15 protein-coding genes are annotated in these 14,676 nt (G+C 66.5%); 5 read left to right on the plus strand and 10 right to left on the minus strand.

Annotated features, from left to right (window positions below):
- Positions 1-71: 71 nt before the first annotated feature.
- The 3 genes from desV to HNP60_RS14005 all read right to left on the minus strand — a co-directional run bounded on the left by desV (position 72) and on the right by HNP60_RS14005 (position 3,395).
- Complete coding sequence (desV, locus tag HNP60_RS13995; protein ID WP_184154900.1) at positions 72-1,544, minus strand: aromatic aldehyde dehydrogenase DesV; 1,473 nt, start codon at positions 1,542-1,544, stop codon at positions 72-74.
- Positions 1,545-1,667: 123 nt separating this feature from the next.
- Complete coding sequence (locus tag HNP60_RS14000; protein WP_184154903.1) at positions 1,668-2,357, minus strand: glutathione S-transferase family protein; 690 nt, start codon at positions 2,355-2,357, stop codon at positions 1,668-1,670.
- 153 nt (positions 2,358-2,510) lie between these two features.
- A complete protein-coding gene (locus tag HNP60_RS14005; RefSeq protein WP_184154906.1) occupies positions 2,511-3,395 on the minus strand; it encodes an SDR family oxidoreductase in 885 nt (294 codons plus the stop codon).
- 361 nt (positions 3,396-3,756) lie between these two features.
- On the opposite strand from HNP60_RS14005, the gene HNP60_RS14010 reads away from it, so the two are divergent.
- The 5 genes from HNP60_RS14010 (at position 3,757) to HNP60_RS14030 (ending at position 7,550) form a co-directional block, all read left to right on the plus strand.
- Positions 3,757-4,674 (plus strand): ketopantoate reductase family protein, encoded by a 918-nt coding sequence (locus HNP60_RS14010; RefSeq protein ID WP_184154908.1) that lies wholly within the window; start codon positions 3,757-3,759, stop codon positions 4,672-4,674.
- Positions 4,675-5,212: 538 nt separating this feature from the next.
- Entirely contained in the window at positions 5,213-5,470 is a 258-nt protein-coding gene (locus tag HNP60_RS14015; protein ID WP_184154910.1) for a hypothetical protein, read from the plus strand.
- Entirely contained in the window at positions 5,467-6,075 is a 609-nt protein-coding gene (locus HNP60_RS14020) for a DUF4142 domain-containing protein (RefSeq protein WP_184154912.1), read from the plus strand. Before HNP60_RS14015 ends, HNP60_RS14020 begins: the two co-directional genes overlap by 4 nt.
- 189 nt (positions 6,076-6,264) lie before the next feature.
- The gene (gntA, locus tag HNP60_RS14025; protein ID WP_014077154.1) at positions 6,265-6,963 is read left to right on the plus strand and encodes a guanitoxin biosynthesis heme-dependent pre-guanitoxin N-hydroxylase GntA; all 699 of its coding nucleotides are present in this window, start codon (positions 6,265-6,267) and stop codon (positions 6,961-6,963) included.
- Complete coding sequence (locus HNP60_RS14030) at positions 6,960-7,550, plus strand: DUF1989 domain-containing protein (RefSeq protein ID WP_184154914.1); 591 nt, start codon at positions 6,960-6,962, stop codon at positions 7,548-7,550. The genes gntA and HNP60_RS14030 overlap by 4 nt, the downstream gene beginning before the upstream one ends.
- Here the strand turns inward: HNP60_RS14030 and HNP60_RS14035 are convergent.
- The 7 genes from HNP60_RS14035 to HNP60_RS14065 form a co-directional block, all read right to left on the minus strand.
- Positions 7,526-8,425: an oxygenase MpaB family protein gene (locus HNP60_RS14035; protein WP_184157081.1), complete on the minus strand. Its 900-nt coding sequence runs from the start codon at positions 8,423-8,425 to the stop codon at positions 7,526-7,528. The genes HNP60_RS14030 and HNP60_RS14035 overlap by 25 nt on opposite strands.
- Positions 8,425-8,862 carry a hypothetical protein gene (locus tag HNP60_RS14040; RefSeq protein WP_184154916.1) on the minus strand — a complete coding sequence of 146 codons (438 nt, stop codon included), beginning with the start codon at positions 8,860-8,862 and terminating at the stop codon, positions 8,425-8,427. Before HNP60_RS14040 ends, HNP60_RS14035 begins: the two co-directional genes overlap by 1 nt.
- 362 nt (positions 8,863-9,224) lie before the next feature.
- Positions 9,225-9,344: a DUF2474 domain-containing protein gene (locus HNP60_RS14045; RefSeq protein ID WP_184154918.1), complete on the minus strand. Its 120-nt coding sequence runs from the start codon at positions 9,342-9,344 to the stop codon at positions 9,225-9,227.
- Positions 9,344-10,342, minus strand: a complete 999-nt coding sequence (gene cydB / locus HNP60_RS14050) for a cytochrome d ubiquinol oxidase subunit II (protein WP_184047071.1) — start codon at positions 10,340-10,342, stop codon at positions 9,344-9,346. The genes HNP60_RS14045 and cydB overlap by 1 nt, the downstream gene beginning before the upstream one ends.
- Entirely contained in the window at positions 10,339-11,787 is a 1,449-nt protein-coding gene (locus tag HNP60_RS14055) for a cytochrome ubiquinol oxidase subunit I (protein ID WP_184154920.1), read from the minus strand. The genes cydB and HNP60_RS14055 overlap by 4 nt, the downstream gene beginning before the upstream one ends.
- A 137-nt stretch (positions 11,788-11,924) precedes the next feature.
- Positions 11,925-13,373 carry a UdgX family uracil-DNA binding protein gene (locus HNP60_RS14060; protein ID WP_184154923.1) on the minus strand — a complete coding sequence of 483 codons (1,449 nt, stop codon included), beginning with the start codon at positions 13,371-13,373 and terminating at the stop codon, positions 11,925-11,927.
- Complete coding sequence (locus tag HNP60_RS14065; protein WP_184154926.1) at positions 13,370-14,611, minus strand: putative DNA modification/repair radical SAM protein; 1,242 nt, start codon at positions 14,609-14,611, stop codon at positions 13,370-13,372. The genes HNP60_RS14060 and HNP60_RS14065 overlap by 4 nt, the downstream gene beginning before the upstream one ends.
- Positions 14,612-14,676 lie beyond the last annotated feature (65 nt).

The raw sequence follows: 14,676 nt of genomic DNA on the forward strand, positions 1-14,676 counted from the left end.
AGGGAACGGACGATGCAAAACGCCCGGGAAGCAGGTCCCCGGGCGTTCTGTCTGTTCGATCCGTCGTCGGCTCAGGCGAAATAGACCGCCTTGGTCTCCAGATAATTCTCCAGCCCCTCGAGGCCGCCGTCACGGCCGATGCCGGACTGCTTGAAGCCGCCGAAGGGCATGTGGATATCCACCATCATGCCGTTGATGGTGACGGAACCGGCGCGATACTCCCGGGCCACCGCGAAGCCGCGCTCGGCGTCCTGCGTGTAGACCGCGCCGTGCAGGCCGTAGATCGTGTCATTGGCCTTGGCGATCATGTCCGCCTCATTGTCATAATCGACGAACGAGACGACCGGGCCGAAGATTTCTTCCTTGAAGATCGTCATGTTCGGATCGACGTCCGTGAACACGGTCGGTTCGACGAAGAAGCCACGGTTGAGATCGGCAGGACGCCCGCCGCCCAGCGCGAGCGTCGCGCCCTCGGCCTTGCCCTTCTCGATATAGCCCTGCACGCGCTCAAGCTGGCGCTGCATGGTGAGCGGCCCCATGCCGACATCGGCCTGGAAGGGATCGCCCACCTTCACTTTCGAGACGGCGCTGGTGTAGGCGTCGACGATCTCGGCCTTGCGGCTCTTGGGCACGAGAACGCGGGTCAGCGAGAAGCAGACCTGGCCCGTGATCGGCATGGAATAAGGCACGAGGCTCTTGAGGACATGATCCATGTCCGCATCCTCGAGGATCATCGCCGCCGACTTGCCGCCCAGCTCCAGCGAGACGCGGGCAAGCCGCTCGGAGGCCACGCCCGCGATATGCTTGCCGGCCGCCGTGGAGCCGGTGAAGCTGATCTTGTCCACGCCGGGATGGCGGATCAGATGATCGCCCACTTCGCGGCCCGCCGGCAGCATGTTGAAGACACCGGCCGGGATGCCGGCATCCTTGATGCACTCGGCGAGGATGTGCGCGTCGATCGGCGTTTCCGGGCTCGGCTTGCACACCATGGTGCAGCCCGCCGCCAGCGCGGCCGCGACCTTGTAGACCAGCAGCACGAGCGGCGCGTTCCACGGCGTGACCGCCGCGACGACGCCCACGGGCTCCTGCACCACGCGCACCTTGTTGCCGCCCATGGAGCCGATGCGCTCCTCGATGAACGGATAGCTGTCGTTCAGCTCGCCATAGAATTTGAACAGGCCCGGAACCTGATAGCTGGCCTTGCTGGTGAAGCCGATGACGGCGCCGACCTGACCCGTCCAGGCTTCGGCGAGCTCGGGCATCCGCGCCATCAGAAGATCGGACACTTTCTTGAGATAGGTGCCACGCTCGGCCGGCGACATGCGCGGCCAGGGGCCCTGATCGAACGCCTTGCGCGCGGCGGCCACGGCAATGTCGACGTCCGCTATCGTCGGCTCGATATAAGTGAGGACCGTTTCCTCATTATGGGGCGTGACGACGGTCAGCTCGTTGCTGCCGCTGCTTGCGCGCCATTCACCATCGATGAAGAGCTGCGCCGCGCCCCGATCCTTGATGCCTTTGATCGTCTTGTTGAACTGATCCATCCTGCGGTCTCCTAAGAACGATTCGCCTGAGCTTCCCCTTTGCACTGGCGATTTACGCCTTTTCGCGCAAGGCTTTGCGGGGGCAATTTCCGCCTCGGGCAGGCATTCGTCCTTCTGATCCCGTCATTCGCCGCGCCGTCGCTCCAGATCCGCGGGCAGGAAGGTCTGGCCGCTGCGCATCTTCACGGCCGGCAGGTCGGAAACACGCGCCTGCCAGTCCGCAAGAGCGCGCAGGCCCGGGTCGACCGGTAGCCCCGCCCCCCTGGCGAAGGCGAGCGCGGCGAAGAGCGAAATATCGGGCAGGGTGAAGCGATCACCGGACAGAAAAGGAGAGCCGGACAGGACTTCATCGAAATAGGGCAGGTTCACCACCGCCTGCTGGCCACGGCGACGGCCCCATTCCGCCGCGCCCGCCCAGTCCGGCTGGCGCCAGGGCCGCAGGGCCGGGCCGAGGCCGGGCGTGCCATAATGGAAATAATCGTCGACCGGATCGAGCAGCATGATCTCGACGCGGCGTTGCATCATGTGGATCAGCCCCTTTTCGCGCGCCGTGCGCCCGGTGAGCGTGGGCGGACCGGCGAGATTGTCGAGATATTCGGTGATCGCGGTGCATTCCGAGAGGAGGAGACCGTCATCCAGCACCAGCACCGGCGTCTTGCCGATCGGGTTCATCGCGAGGAACCAGTCCTGCTTCTGCTCGGCGGCGATCAGGTCGACCGTGACGAACTCGACCTGATCCTCCAGCCCCTTCTCGGCGAGGACGATGCGGATGCGGGCGGCGTTCGGCGTGCCCTGGCGATCATAGAGCTTCATGGCCACTCCCTAAGGCTGATCGCCATTCAGATGATGGCGTGGCGAAAATGGTGGTTTTTCGGGACCTGGCGCGCAGCGTACTCAAAGTACGTGAGCACCGGAAGCCCGGGAAAGCGCCATTTGCAGTCCGCCAGCGCTGAATGTCGATTAGCCTTAGTCGATCACCGGCATGGCGAATAGCCTGTCCACCGTCTCGCGCCGGAAGCGCTCGAAAGCGGCGCGAGCGGCCGGCACGGGCAGCTCGGTGAGAAAGGCGTCCTCGATCGTGCGATGGCGCTCCTGCACTTCCTCCAGGAACTCGGCATGAGTGAGGATGTGGAAGCGGTTCTCGCGGATCGCGTCCACCACCAGCCGGCCCATGTCCATGGGATCGACGGCGACGCGCATGGCGGCCCAGAGATTGCGGATGAAATCGCCTTCCTCGCCCGGCGGCGCACTGGCGTCATCCTCCGGGATCGCCATCAACGCCGTCTTCACCGCGCCGGGATAAAGGCAGGAGACGCCGATGCCATGCGGCGCGAGATCGAGACGCAGCGCCTGCGTGAAGCCGCGCACGGCATATTTGCCCGCGGAATAAGCGCCCATGCCCGGCAGCGGGACGACGCCGGCCATGGACGAGGTGTTGACGACATGCCCACCCTCCCCCTGCGCCTTGATGATCGGCACGATGATCTTGGTGCCATTGACCACGCCGCCAAGATTGATGCCGATCGAGCGGTCCCATTCCTCGAAATCGGGATCGTCGGCATTGCCGCCGCCGCCCACGCCGGCATTGTTGGCAAGCAGATGGATCTTGCCGAAGACGTCCAGCGCCTCCTGCGCCGCGGCGCGCAGATTCTCCCGATCCGCCACGTCCACCCGGATGAGATGCGTGGCATTGTTCCCCCGCAGGATCTCGCGGGCCTGATCGAGATGATCCTCATTATAGTCGGCAATGACGACCTTCATGCCCTCGGCCAGAAAGTTGCGCGCCATGCCGAGCCCGATGCCACTGGCGCCGCCGGTGACGAAGGCCACCTTGCCCGCGAAATTCCTCATGCTTCCTCTCCTTCCTGCGCCGGGACGCGTCGCCCGGTCGCCGCGCCGCCAAGCCCGGTCAGGAATGGATAATATAGGAAGCGAAGGATCGGGGAGACAGGATCGGGCGGCGTTGCATTATTCGATGATCCGCCATTTAATGATTTATTTTCAATATCTTGTAGATAGACACTTACATAAGATGGCAGAAATCAACCGCTGCCGCGCCAGCGCGAAACAGGCGGAATAGGGACGCCGGCCCGGACGCGCGACGCTTGACCGGCATTGCCCGCCGCCCCTAGGTGCCCGCGAAACGGCGAGGCCATGCGCGCGGGGCCGCCCCACGGGAAGGCGCGGCGGAACGGGCGACGGGAGAACAGATATGCGGAACATCATCGTGATCGGCGCGGGGTCCATGGGATGCCTGTTCGCCGCGCGCATCGCGCAGAGCGGCGCGGACGTGACCCTGATCGACGTGGACCGCGAGCGGCTGGAGCGCATCGGGCGCGAAGGCATCCATCTGACCGATGACGATGGCACGCGCACCGTGCCGCTGCGCGCCGCGCTGGCGCAGGACGTGGAAGCGCCCGCTGATCTTGCGCTGCTCTTCACCAAGGGCATGCACAGCGCCGCCGCGATCCGCTCCATTGCCCATCTCGCCGGCTCGGGCATGCATGTGCTCACGCTCCAGAACGGCCTCGGCAACCCGGAAATCGTGTCGGAGACCTTTCCCGCCGATCAGATACTCAAAGGCATCGCCGCGCTCCCGGCCGACCTGCACGGCCCGAACAGCGTCGAATCCCATGGCAGCGGCCATATCGAACTGGGGGCGATGACGCCCGCCGGCACGCCGGCCGCGCAGGCCGCCGTCGCCCTGCTCGCCCGGGCCGGCTTCGATGCGCGCCATGCCGAGGACATCGATGTCGCGATCTGGGAGAAGGTGGCCTTCAACGCGGCGCTCAACGCGCTGGGCGCCGTGACCGGCCAGCCCAATGCCGGCATCGACAATGCGCCCGGCCGCCGCATCGTCGCAGCGATGGTGGACGAAGTGGTGGCCACCGCAAGCGCCTGTGGCGTGGCCGTGGACAAGGCGCGGATCGCCGGCGCGATCGATTTCGCGCTCACTGCCCATCGCGGCCACAAGGCCTCGATGCTCCAGGACATGATCGCCGGCCGGGCCAGCGAGATCGAGTTCATCAACGGCGCCATCTGCACGCGCGCCCGCGCCGCCGGCGTGCCCGCGCCCGTCAACGAGACCATGGCCGATCTGGTGCGCCTCATGGAACTGACGCGGGGCTGAGGCGAGGCCCTTCTCGCGGCCTTGTGGAAACCGAAAAGCGCCTGCGCGACCGTCCGAGGCCGACCGGCTGCGAGCGGCGGCGCAGGCGGCGTGGACAGATCCGAGGCCATGGCGGCGACCCTGTCTCGTCACTTACGATGTCATCCCGGACTTGCTCCGGGATCCCGCTGCCTTGAAGATCGCCGGAGCCGGCCAGTTTAGGAAGCCGAAAGAAGCGGGATCCCGGGTCAGGCCCGGGATGACGAACGAAAATGGCTGAAAAGCGCGCTTCGCCCCTGACAGGCTGCCTCTGGATCAAAATGCCGGATGACCGCTCTTTTCGCAGGAGCATCGAACTGGTGGCTCGCCCGCAGTTGCCGGATATCGCGGACTGCCGCCTCAGCCCCCGGACTTTTTGCAACATGGATTAGTCGTCGGGCGTTCCGTCGCAACGCCGCGCGGGCAACGGATGTTGTTTTCCTGAGAGAGGCGTCCGCCGCTCCATAGCCGGCCGCCGGCTTCCGGGGGGCGGATGTGCAGAAGCTGAGAGGAATTGTCCATGCAAAGACCCCCTGTCCTCATCGCCACCATGACCGCGGCGTTCGCCTTGAGCGCCTGCAACCAGCAGACGGCCAGCGACGTCGACCCCGCGGAGGGGCCCGGACGCGGGAACGTCTCGACCGACGTCATCAATCAGGTGCAGGGCGGCGGGGGCCCCGACGAGATACCGCTGTCGGCGCGTCCGGGCCCGGCGGGATCGGCGCCGCTGGCCGGGCCGGTGGACAACGCCGCCGCCAATGGGAGTGAACAGCCATGAGATATGTTTCGGGCACAGGAACAGGCCTGGGCGTGGCGCTTCTGGCGCTGCTTCTCGCCGGCTGCAACGATCGGCAGAAGCCTTCCGAAGGCGACGGCACTGTGGCGCGCGATCATGAAGGCGTGCGGCCCGAGGGCGTCTCGAGCACCGATGCGCCGCTCACCAGCACCTATTATATCCCGCAGGCGACGATCGGCGACATGTATGAAGTCGAGGCCGCCGGGATCGCGTCCGAGCGGACGCGCAATCCGGCAATCCGCGCTTTCGCGGCCCGGATGACCGAAGATCACGGAAAGACGATGAGTGAGCTCCAGTCATTCGTGGCGGCCAATCCGGTCAACCGGGCGCCCGCGCAGAGCCTCGATCCCCGCCGACGCGCCATGATCGACAATCTGAAGAACGCGAGCGACGCGGAGTTCGATGAGGTCTATCTCGGCCAGCAGGCCGCCGCGCATGACGAGGCCTTCTACCTGCACAGCAGCTTCGCGAACAACGGCGATGACCCAAAGTTACAGGAGCTTGCTGGACGAACTGCAGAACTGATCCAGCATCATAAGCGGATGCTGACCGAGCTGGGCAGCGGGGGCGCGCAAGAAACGCAGTGAGACGGGGCGTACCCGGGACCAGCCACGAGCGCACGGCCCTCGCCTTCCCGCGGCGAACGGTCCGCGCGGCGTCAGGCCCAAATCACTAAAGCAGGATAAGGAATCCCCGTCTGGCGCGGGTTCCCGGCCCGGCTGGAGGAACGAAAGCGCCGCCCGGGTTTTTCTACCCCACTGTAAACGGACAAGGGAATGGAAGCCGCCTTCATGTTGATCTCACCAGCGGAAGAACGGCGTCTGCGTCAAGCGTTCGAAACCTTCATCATGGACAGGCGCTTCCCCTGTGTGGGCGCCAAGTCGGCCCTTTCGCGCGGGACGCTGCATGTCCTCGTCGGCTGGTCGATCGACAGCGGGTGGGACGATGTGCGGCTGCACCGGGAGCTGCTTGCCTGGGCCGATTCCTACAGCGCGGACCCCGGCCTGTTCCGCAGCCTCGCGATCATTTTCGCCAAGCCCGTCCCGCTGGACGAGGAAGCCTTCGAGCGCGCGATGTGGGACCGGCTGCAGTCCCTCGCGGACAAGGACGCCTGGCTCGGCGTGCCGTTCGACGAGCGGGTGAGCGGCGATCCTGACGATCCGCATTTCTCGCTCAGCTTCGGCGGGGAAGCCTTTTTCGCGGTGGGCCTGCATCCTGCCGCCAGCCGGCCGGCTCGCCGCTTCGAGCGCCCGGTGATCGTCTTCAACCTGCATGACCAGTTCGAGCAGTTGCGGCAGGAGGGACGCTACGAGAAGATACGCGAGACCATCATCGGCCGGGATACCGACCTTGCCGGCTCGCCCAACCCCATGCTCTCCCGCCACGGCGAGTCGAGCGAAGCGGCGCAGTATAGCGGCCGGTTGGTCGGGAACGACTGGAAATGCCCCTTCCACGATCCGCGAGCGGCGGTATGACGCCGCAGCGCATCCCCCCGCGCTCGGGCGTGGCGTTCGAGCTTCTCAAGGGCCAGCGCCTGACGGTCATCGACCCGGAAGGAACACAGGTCGCGGACCTGCTCGCCTATAACCGCGCCGACGTGCGCGAGGTGCTGAGCAACGGGCGCACGCTCGATTATGAAGAGACGATCCGCCTGACGACCGGCAACCGGCTCTGGTCCAACCGGTCCAACGTGCTGCTCACCATCGAGCGGGACACGGTCGGCTGCCACGACTTTCTGCTCACGCCGTGCAGCGTCGACACCTTCCTGCATTTCTATCCCGACAAGCCGGTCGCGCCCGGATGCTTCGGCAATCTCGCCGCCGCGCTCGCGCCCTACGGCATCGAGGAGGACATGATTCCGGTCGCGTTCAACTGCTTCATGAACGTGCCGGTGGGGCCGGATGGCAAGATCAGCGTGCTGCCTCCGCTGAGCCGCGCAGGCGACAGGATCGTGTTGCGCGCGGAAATGGACCTCGTCATCGGCCTGACGGCCTGCTCCGCTTATGCGAGCAATGGCGGCAGCTTCAAGCCGATCGACTATCTCATCGAGGACCCGGGCTGAACGTGCGCGCGGCCTGAGCCGGCGGCGCGCGCGCCATCCGACCTGAAGGCCCAGCGGACCGTCTGCGCGAGCGCGAAGGCACTGCCGCGCACGAGGGGACCGGAGAAAGGCGGCCGCGCGAAGCCGTGGAGCCGCCTTGCCCAGCGCGGCATGATCTCGACCGCCGCCTGCATGACGAGCTTCTGCGTCGGCAGCATCGCAAGGGTCGGCGGCGGATGATCCAGGATCATGCGGGCGACGGCGCGGGTCCGCCCAGTCACGCGCAGGTCCGGGCGGAAGCTCTCGATCAGCGCCTCCGCCTCCGCGCGACTCTCGGGCACCGGCGCGGCACCGAGCGCGCGGGCGATGCGGGCATGCTGCGCGAAATAGCGGTCCTGCGCGGTGCGGGTCATGCCCGGCTCGCCAAAGGCGCGCCATGCCTCCAGAAACGCCATCGCCTCGCAGACATGGACCCAGGCGAGCAGGCGGGGATCGCTCGCCCGATAAGCTGTTCCGTCGTCCAGCGCGCCGCTGATCCGCGCATGGACGTCCCGGACCCGCGCGATCGCCGCCTCGGCTTGCGTCCGTTCGCCGAAGGTCGTGACGGCAATGAAGCGCGCGGTGCGGCGCAGGCGGCCGAGCATGTCGCTGCGGAAGCTGCTGTGATCCCATACGCCCGCCAGCGCGGCGGGATGGAGCATCTGCAATAGCAGCGCGGTCACGCCGCCGATCATCATGGTGGTGACGTCCCCATGCACGCGCCAGATCTCCGATCCACGATCGAACAGCGCATCATTGGACCGGACCACCGGCGCCTCGCCCCGCGCGCGATCGTTGAACACGTCCTGTATCTGGCGCACCAGCAAGCCGCGCACCATCTGCGAGGGGCGGCGCATCATATCCGCCGGTCGCGCCGCGCCAGCCGCCGGTCATTGGCAGTGACCGCCTTGTGATAGGGCGCCAGAACCTTGGCAGGGATCGCAAACCAGCTGGTCATCGCGGCGGTGTTGCGGTTCATGATGGCAAGCCAGTCCTGCGGGCCCAGCATGGCGCCGCCGGCCAGCCGCCCCATGTCCCGCGCATTGGCGGACCAGGCATCCCGGATCGAGGCATCGTCCCTTGCCCGCGCCACGGACGCCTTGCCGAACGCATCCACCTTCTCGCTCACCATCAGGCTGAGCTCGCGATGATCGGCGGTCAGGGGCGAATGGAAAGCCGCGGCAATGACCGGCAGCCGGGCCATGACGACATTCTGCGTCCCGCTGATCGTCTGGGCGATGTCCATGCCCGTGCGGACCATGTCCAGCCAGAGGGAGAACGGGTTGACCAGCATGGGCATGTTCCTTCGCGGGGCGGAGTGCCCCTCGCCCACCCTAATGCATCAGACGCCGTTCGGCTTCTGACAAAGCGCCGAGCAGAGGAGGAATGGATGCCCGGAACGGAGTCCCGGCGCGGACTGTGGATCGAAGCTCGGCGGCGTGGACCAATCCGCGGACTTTGGGGGAGCCAGAAGCGCGCTTTTCAACTATTTTTCGTTGGTCATCCCGGGCCTGACCCGGGATCCCGCTTCTTCCGGTTTTCTCAAACCAACCGGACCAAGCGATCGTCAAGGCAGCGGGATGACGGCGTGCGTGACGAGATGGTACGCCGCCAGGGCTGGAGCCGAAGGCGTCCGCAGGACAATGTCGATCGCTCCTAGGCGATCCAGAGGCGCAGCAGCCATGCCACCGCGCCGAGCACGACGACGCTGGCGGCCCAGATCGCGGCCATCCAGGCGAGGCGCTGCCAGAGCGGAGCCTCGTCCGCATCACGCATCAATGATAGCCCTCATGCCCGACCTTGCCCCGGAACACCCAATAGGCCCAGCCGGTATAGGCAAGGATCAGCGGCAAGGTGAGCGCCACGCCGACGAGCATGAAGATCTGGCTCGATTCCGGCGCGGCGGCGTCCCAGATCGTGATCTGGGCGGGCACGACATAAGGCCAGATGGTGACGCCGATGCCCGCCATGCCGAGCAGGAACAGCGCGAGCGCCAGAAGGAAGGGCATCAGGTCGCGGCGCGTCTTCAGCGCATAGAACAGCCCGAATGCCACGATGGCGGTGAGCAGCGGCACCTGGCTGGCGAAGAGGATATTGGGCATGTCCAACCAGCGCTCCCGATACTGGTCGAGCAGGAGCAGATTGTAGACGCTGACCGCGCCCATCAGCAGCAGCGTGGCGATCGCGGCGCGCACGGCGAGGCGATAGGCATGCTCCTGCACGTCCCCTTCCAGCTTCCAGATCATCCAGCACGCGCCGAGCAGCGCATAGCCGGCGACGACCCCCAGCCCGGTGAGCAGCGTATAGGGCGTGAGCCAGTCCCACCAGCTCCCGTCATAAGCGCGGCCGGTGACGTCTATGCCCTGCAGCAGCGCGCCCAGGATCATGCCCTGCGAGAGCGCGGCGATGACCGAGCCGCCGAAGAAGGCGGTATCCCAGAAGGCCCGGTGCGCCGGATCGCGCCAGCGGAACTCGAAAGCGACGCCGCGAAACACGAGGCCGAGCAGCATGGCGATGATGAGCGGATAGGTCGCCGGCAGGATCACCGCATAAGCGAGCGGGAAAGCGGCCATGAGCCCGCCGCCGCCAAGCACCAGCCAGGTCTCGTTCCCATCCCAGACCGGCGCGATCGAGTTCATCGCGCGATTGCGGCCATGGCCCACACGCAGAGTGGGGAACAGGATGCCGATGCCGAGATCGAACCCGTCCATCACCACATAAGCGAAGACGGCGAAGGCGATGATGAACGCCCAGATCATCGTGAGATCGATCATGCTTCGTCCTCCCGCGTTGCGGCGGGCCCGGCCGTGCCCGCTCCCCTGTTCTGGGCCGGGCCGGGCGTGATGCCGGCACTGCGGATCGGGCCGCGCTCTTCCGTCTCCACACCCGATTCATGGGGTCGCGGCGGCGTGTTCATGAGCCGCAGGATATACCAGGTGCCGACGCCGAACACCGCGAAATAGATGATGACGAAAGCCAGCAGCGAGGCCGCGACGGCCGGCGCGCCCAGCGGCGAAGCAGCGTCCGCGGTGCGCAGCAGGCCGTAGATCACATAAGGCTGGCGCCCCACCTCCGTCGTCACCCACCCGGCAATGACGGCGACGAAGCCCGCCGGCCCCATCACCAGCGCGAAGCGATGGAGGAGCGGCCAGTTGTAGAGGCCCTTGCGCCAGCGGGCCCACAGGCTCGCCACGCCGAGCGTGAGCATGAGAACCCCGAGCCCCACCATGATGCGGAACGACCAGAAGACGACGGCGACGGGCGGACGCTCGTCGGCCGGAAAGGTCTTGAGCCCCTCGATCGGTGCCTTGAAGTCATGCTCCAGCAGCAGCGAGGTCAGCCCCGGGATCTCCACCGCGTAATCGACGCGCTCGCCGCGATCGCTCGGCAGGCCGAACAGGATGAAAGGCGCCCCTTCGGGATAGCTTTCGAAATGACCTTCCATCGCCAGCACCTTGGCCGGCTGATGCTCCCAGCTGTTGAGGCCGTGCATGTCCCCCACGAAAATCTGCACCGGCGCGACCAGCGCGACCATCCACATGGCCATCGAGAACATCTTGCGGGCATGCTCGCTTGCCCGCCCCTTCAGCAGATGCCACGCGCCGGTCGCCCCCACAACGAGCGCCGTGGTGAGATAGGCAGCCGTGACGGTATGGACGAGCCGATAGGGGAAGCTGGGATTGAAGATGATCGGCAGCCAGCTGTCACCGGGGAGGAACTGGCCGTTGTCACCCAGGATATGCCCCTGCGGCGTCTGCATCCAGCTGTTGACCGAGAGGATCCAGAAAGCGGACACGAACGTGCCCAGCGCCACCATGACCGTGGCGAAGAAATGCAGCTTCCTGCCGACGCGGTTCATGCCGAACAGCATCACGCCGAGGAAGCCGGCTTCCAGGAAGAAGGCGGTGAGCACCTCATAGGCCATGAGCGGCCCGATGACCGGGCCCGCCACATCCGAAAAGACCGACCAGTTGGTGCCGAACTGGTAGGACATGACGATGCCGGAGACCACGCCCATCGCGAAGGTGATGGCGAAGATCTTGAGCCAGTAGCGAAACAGGTCGAGATAGACGGCCTTGCCGGTCTTCAGCCACAAGCCTTCGAGCACCGCGAGATAGCTTGCGAGCCCGATGGAGAAGGCCGGAAAGATGAAGTGGAAGCTCACTGTGAAAGCGAACTGAATGCGCGCCAGCAGGACCGCGTCGACCTCGGCAAACATAGCATCACCCCAGACATAAAAGCGCTGGCCTGCCAGCATCGGGACGTGTCGATGGCGGCCCCCTAGCACCTCGGGGCAAGGAGGAGAAGGAGAATTCCGGGCGATTTCCCGATTTCGCGCCCGGGCAGGACCGGTTCTCAGGGCGTGGCGGCCGGCTCTTCCAGCATGATGCGCAATCGGGCCAAATCATCCTGAAAGCGCGCCTCTTCCCGGTCCCGCGCGGCGCCCTCGAGTCGAAGCAGATAACTGGGATGGACCGTCAGCCAGAGGCCGGCGCCGTCCGCCAGACGCATCGCCGTGCCGCGCTCGTCGGCCAGCCGCGGCGCGCGGCCCAGCAGGGCCCGTCCCGCACTGGCACCCAGCGCAAGGACCATGTCCGGCTTCACGAGCCGCCGCTCCGCCTCCAGCCACCAGCGGCAGAGGTCGATCTGCCCCGCCGTGGGCGTCTGGTGAATGCGCCGCTTGCCGCGCGGCTCGAACCTGAAATGCTTCACCGCGTTGGTCAGCCGGATCGATGCGCGATCGAGCCCCGCCTGCCGGAGATGGCGATCGAGAAGCTGCCCCGCCGGCCCGACAAAGGGCCGGCCGGCGCACTCCTCGCTATCCCCGGGCTGCTCGCCCACGATCAGAAGCCGCGCCCGTGCCGGCCCCTCCCCCGGCACGGCGCGCGTGCCGTTGCAGCCGATGGGGCAGCGGCGGCAGGCGGCGATCCCCTGCGCGATCTCCTCCAGCGTCTCGGGCGGCGCGGCCGGAAAGGGATCGGCGCCCTGCGCCACCATGGCCGCTTCGCGCGCCTGCGCACCGGCGATGAGCTGCGGGATCAATTGCGCCTCGGGCAAATTCTTCCAGTAGCGGCGCGGCATCTCCTTCACCATCATGCCGACCTTCAGGCGCGCGGGATTGAAGATCGACGCATAATAACGCTGCCAGAGATCCTCCGTGGCATCCTCCCGGGGCGCATCGCGCGGGTCGGCCCCCGGTGCCTCGACCAGTGACTCGCCATCCCAGTGGAGGCAGAGGTCGGGCGTGAGGATCGACCAGCGCTGACTGGCGAAGCGATCAAGAAAGAAGCGGGCATTGGCGCGCACCACATGATGCTCCGGCTCGAACCAGGCGATGTAGCGATCGCCCCCGTCCGGCTCCGTCACGGCCCGGAACCGCACGAATGCGCGCATCTTGTGGATGTCCCGCCGGACCTGCCGGCCCATGGCCATGGCGCAATGAACATCGGAATCGGCCGGCTTTTCCATCAGCCGGCGATCTCCCTGCAGCCGCCAGAGCAGGCGATAGAGCAAGGCGAAACGGGCCGGATCGCGATGCCGGATCACGCTCTCCGCGAGCCCGAGAAAGGCTTCGTTCGCGCGCACGGCAAGGGGCGCCGCCGGTGATGGAAGGCAGGCGGCGGGCGCTGCGGCGCCCCCGAACAGATCGGCCGCGCCGGAGGACTGCAAGGACCATATGACATGCTCGGGCACCACGCCGGCCGCAGCCAGCGCCCGCGCCTGTTCGCGCCAGGCTTCCAGGTCATCGGGCCGCTCGACGAGAATGCAATGCTGCCGGCTGGTGGCGCCGGGCCGCGCGGTCAACCGAACAGCTCCATCTGACGCGGCGGCGGGGCGAGACGCGCGCGAAGATCGACGCTGTCCGTGATCGAGGCCGGCCGCCAGTCGGCCGTGACGATGAAGGGGCGCAGCCGGGCAATCGAACGCGTGAGGCGCCCCAGATCCTCGAGCCGCAGCCGATGATGCCGGCGCGCCTGCAGGATGGCCGCCACCGCGCGCGTGCCCAGCCCCGGGACGCGCAGCAGCTGCTCGCGCGTGGCCAGATTGATGTCGATCGGGAAGCTTTCCCGATGTTTCAGCGCCCATGCCAGCTTCGGATCGATATCGAGCGCCAGCATGCCTTCCGCGTCGGTCGCCTGCTGCACCTCGGTGGCCGAGAAACCGTAGAAACGCACCAGCCAGTCCGACTGGTACAGCCGATGCTCGCGCATCAGCGGCGGCCGTCGGAGCGGCAGCACGGCGCTGGCATCCGGAATGGGGCTGAAAGCGGAATAATAGACGCGGCGCAGCCCGAACCGATCATAAAGGCCGTTCGCCCGGCCGATGATCTGGCTGTCGCTCGCGCCGTCCGCGCCGACGATCATCTGCGTGGACTGGCCGGCAGGCGCGAAGCGCGGCGCATGGCGGAAGCGCTTGCGCGCATCCTTCGCCTCGACGATGGCATCGCCGATGCGGCCGATCGCGCTCTCGATCTGCCCGCTGTCCTTGTCCGGCGCGAGCCTCGCCAGCCCTGCGTCGGTAGGCAGCTCGACATTGATCGACACCCGGTCCGCCCACAGGCCCGCGCGCTCGACCAGCTGCGGATCGGCTTCCGGGATCGTCTTGAGATGGATGTAGCCGCGAAACGCGTGATCCTCCCGCAGGGACCGCGCCACTTCGATCAGCTGCTCCATCGTGTGGCTGGAAGAGCGAACGATGCCGGAGGAGAGAAACAGGCCTTCAATATAATTGCGCCGATAGAAGCTGAGCGTCAGGTCCACCACTTCGCGCGGCGTGAACCGGGCCCGGCGCACATTCGAGCTCTTGCGGTTCACGCAATAATGGCAATCGAAGATGCAGTGATTGGTCAGCAGGATCTTGAGCAGCGAGATGCAGCGGCCGTCGGGCGCATAGGCATGGCAAATGCCCATCCCTTCCGTCGAGCCCAGCCCCTTCCCGTCCCGACTGTTCCGCTTGCTCGTGCCGGACGAGGCGCAGGACGCATCATATTTTGCCGCGTCCGCCAGGATTTCGAGCCGCTCGGCGAGGGATAGACGGGCCATTTGTTCCTTATATGTTCCGTCCGCTCAGGGAGCAAGCCGGAAGTTGACGGGTCGTGCCGCCGGGG

It is taken from the genome of Sphingobium lignivorans (genome assembly GCF_014203955.1).
GTDB classification, from domain to species: Bacteria; Pseudomonadota; Alphaproteobacteria; order Sphingomonadales; family Sphingomonadaceae; genus Sphingobium; species Sphingobium lignivorans.

Bases quoted from the DNA above. Each gene is read 5' to 3' on its own strand.
- desV (WP_184154900.1), bottom strand. From the start codon at position 1,544: ATGGATCAGTTCAACAAGACGATCAAAGGCATCAAGGATCGGGGCGCG.
- HNP60_RS14000 (WP_184154903.1), bottom strand. From the start codon at position 2,357: ATGAAGCTCTATGATCGCCAGGGCACGCCGAACGCCGCCCGCATCCGC.
- HNP60_RS14005 (WP_184154906.1), bottom strand. From the start codon at position 3,395: ATGAGGAATTTCGCGGGCAAGGTGGCCTTCGTCACCGGCGGCGCCAGT.
- HNP60_RS14010 (WP_184154908.1), top strand. From the start codon at position 3,757: ATGCGGAACATCATCGTGATCGGCGCGGGGTCCATGGGATGCCTGTTC.
- HNP60_RS14015 (WP_184154910.1), top strand. From the start codon at position 5,213: ATGCAAAGACCCCCTGTCCTCATCGCCACCATGACCGCGGCGTTCGCC.
- HNP60_RS14020 (WP_184154912.1), top strand. From the start codon at position 5,467: ATGAGATATGTTTCGGGCACAGGAACAGGCCTGGGCGTGGCGCTTCTG.
- gntA (WP_014077154.1), top strand. From the start codon at position 6,265: ATGGAAGCCGCCTTCATGTTGATCTCACCAGCGGAAGAACGGCGTCTG.
- HNP60_RS14030 (WP_184154914.1), top strand. From the start codon at position 6,960: ATGACGCCGCAGCGCATCCCCCCGCGCTCGGGCGTGGCGTTCGAGCTT.
- HNP60_RS14035 (WP_184157081.1), bottom strand. From the start codon at position 8,425: ATGCGCCGCCCCTCGCAGATGGTGCGCGGCTTGCTGGTGCGCCAGATA.
- HNP60_RS14040 (WP_184154916.1), bottom strand. From the start codon at position 8,862: ATGCTGGTCAACCCGTTCTCCCTCTGGCTGGACATGGTCCGCACGGGC.
- HNP60_RS14045 (WP_184154918.1), bottom strand. From the start codon at position 9,344: ATGCGTGATGCGGACGAGGCTCCGCTCTGGCAGCGCCTCGCCTGGATG.
- cydB (WP_184047071.1), bottom strand. From the start codon at position 10,342: ATGATCGATCTCACGATGATCTGGGCGTTCATCATCGCCTTCGCCGTC.
- HNP60_RS14055 (WP_184154920.1), bottom strand. From the start codon at position 11,787: ATGTTTGCCGAGGTCGACGCGGTCCTGCTGGCGCGCATTCAGTTCGCT.
- HNP60_RS14065 (WP_184154926.1), bottom strand. From the start codon at position 14,611: ATGGCCCGTCTATCCCTCGCCGAGCGGCTCGAAATCCTGGCGGACGCG.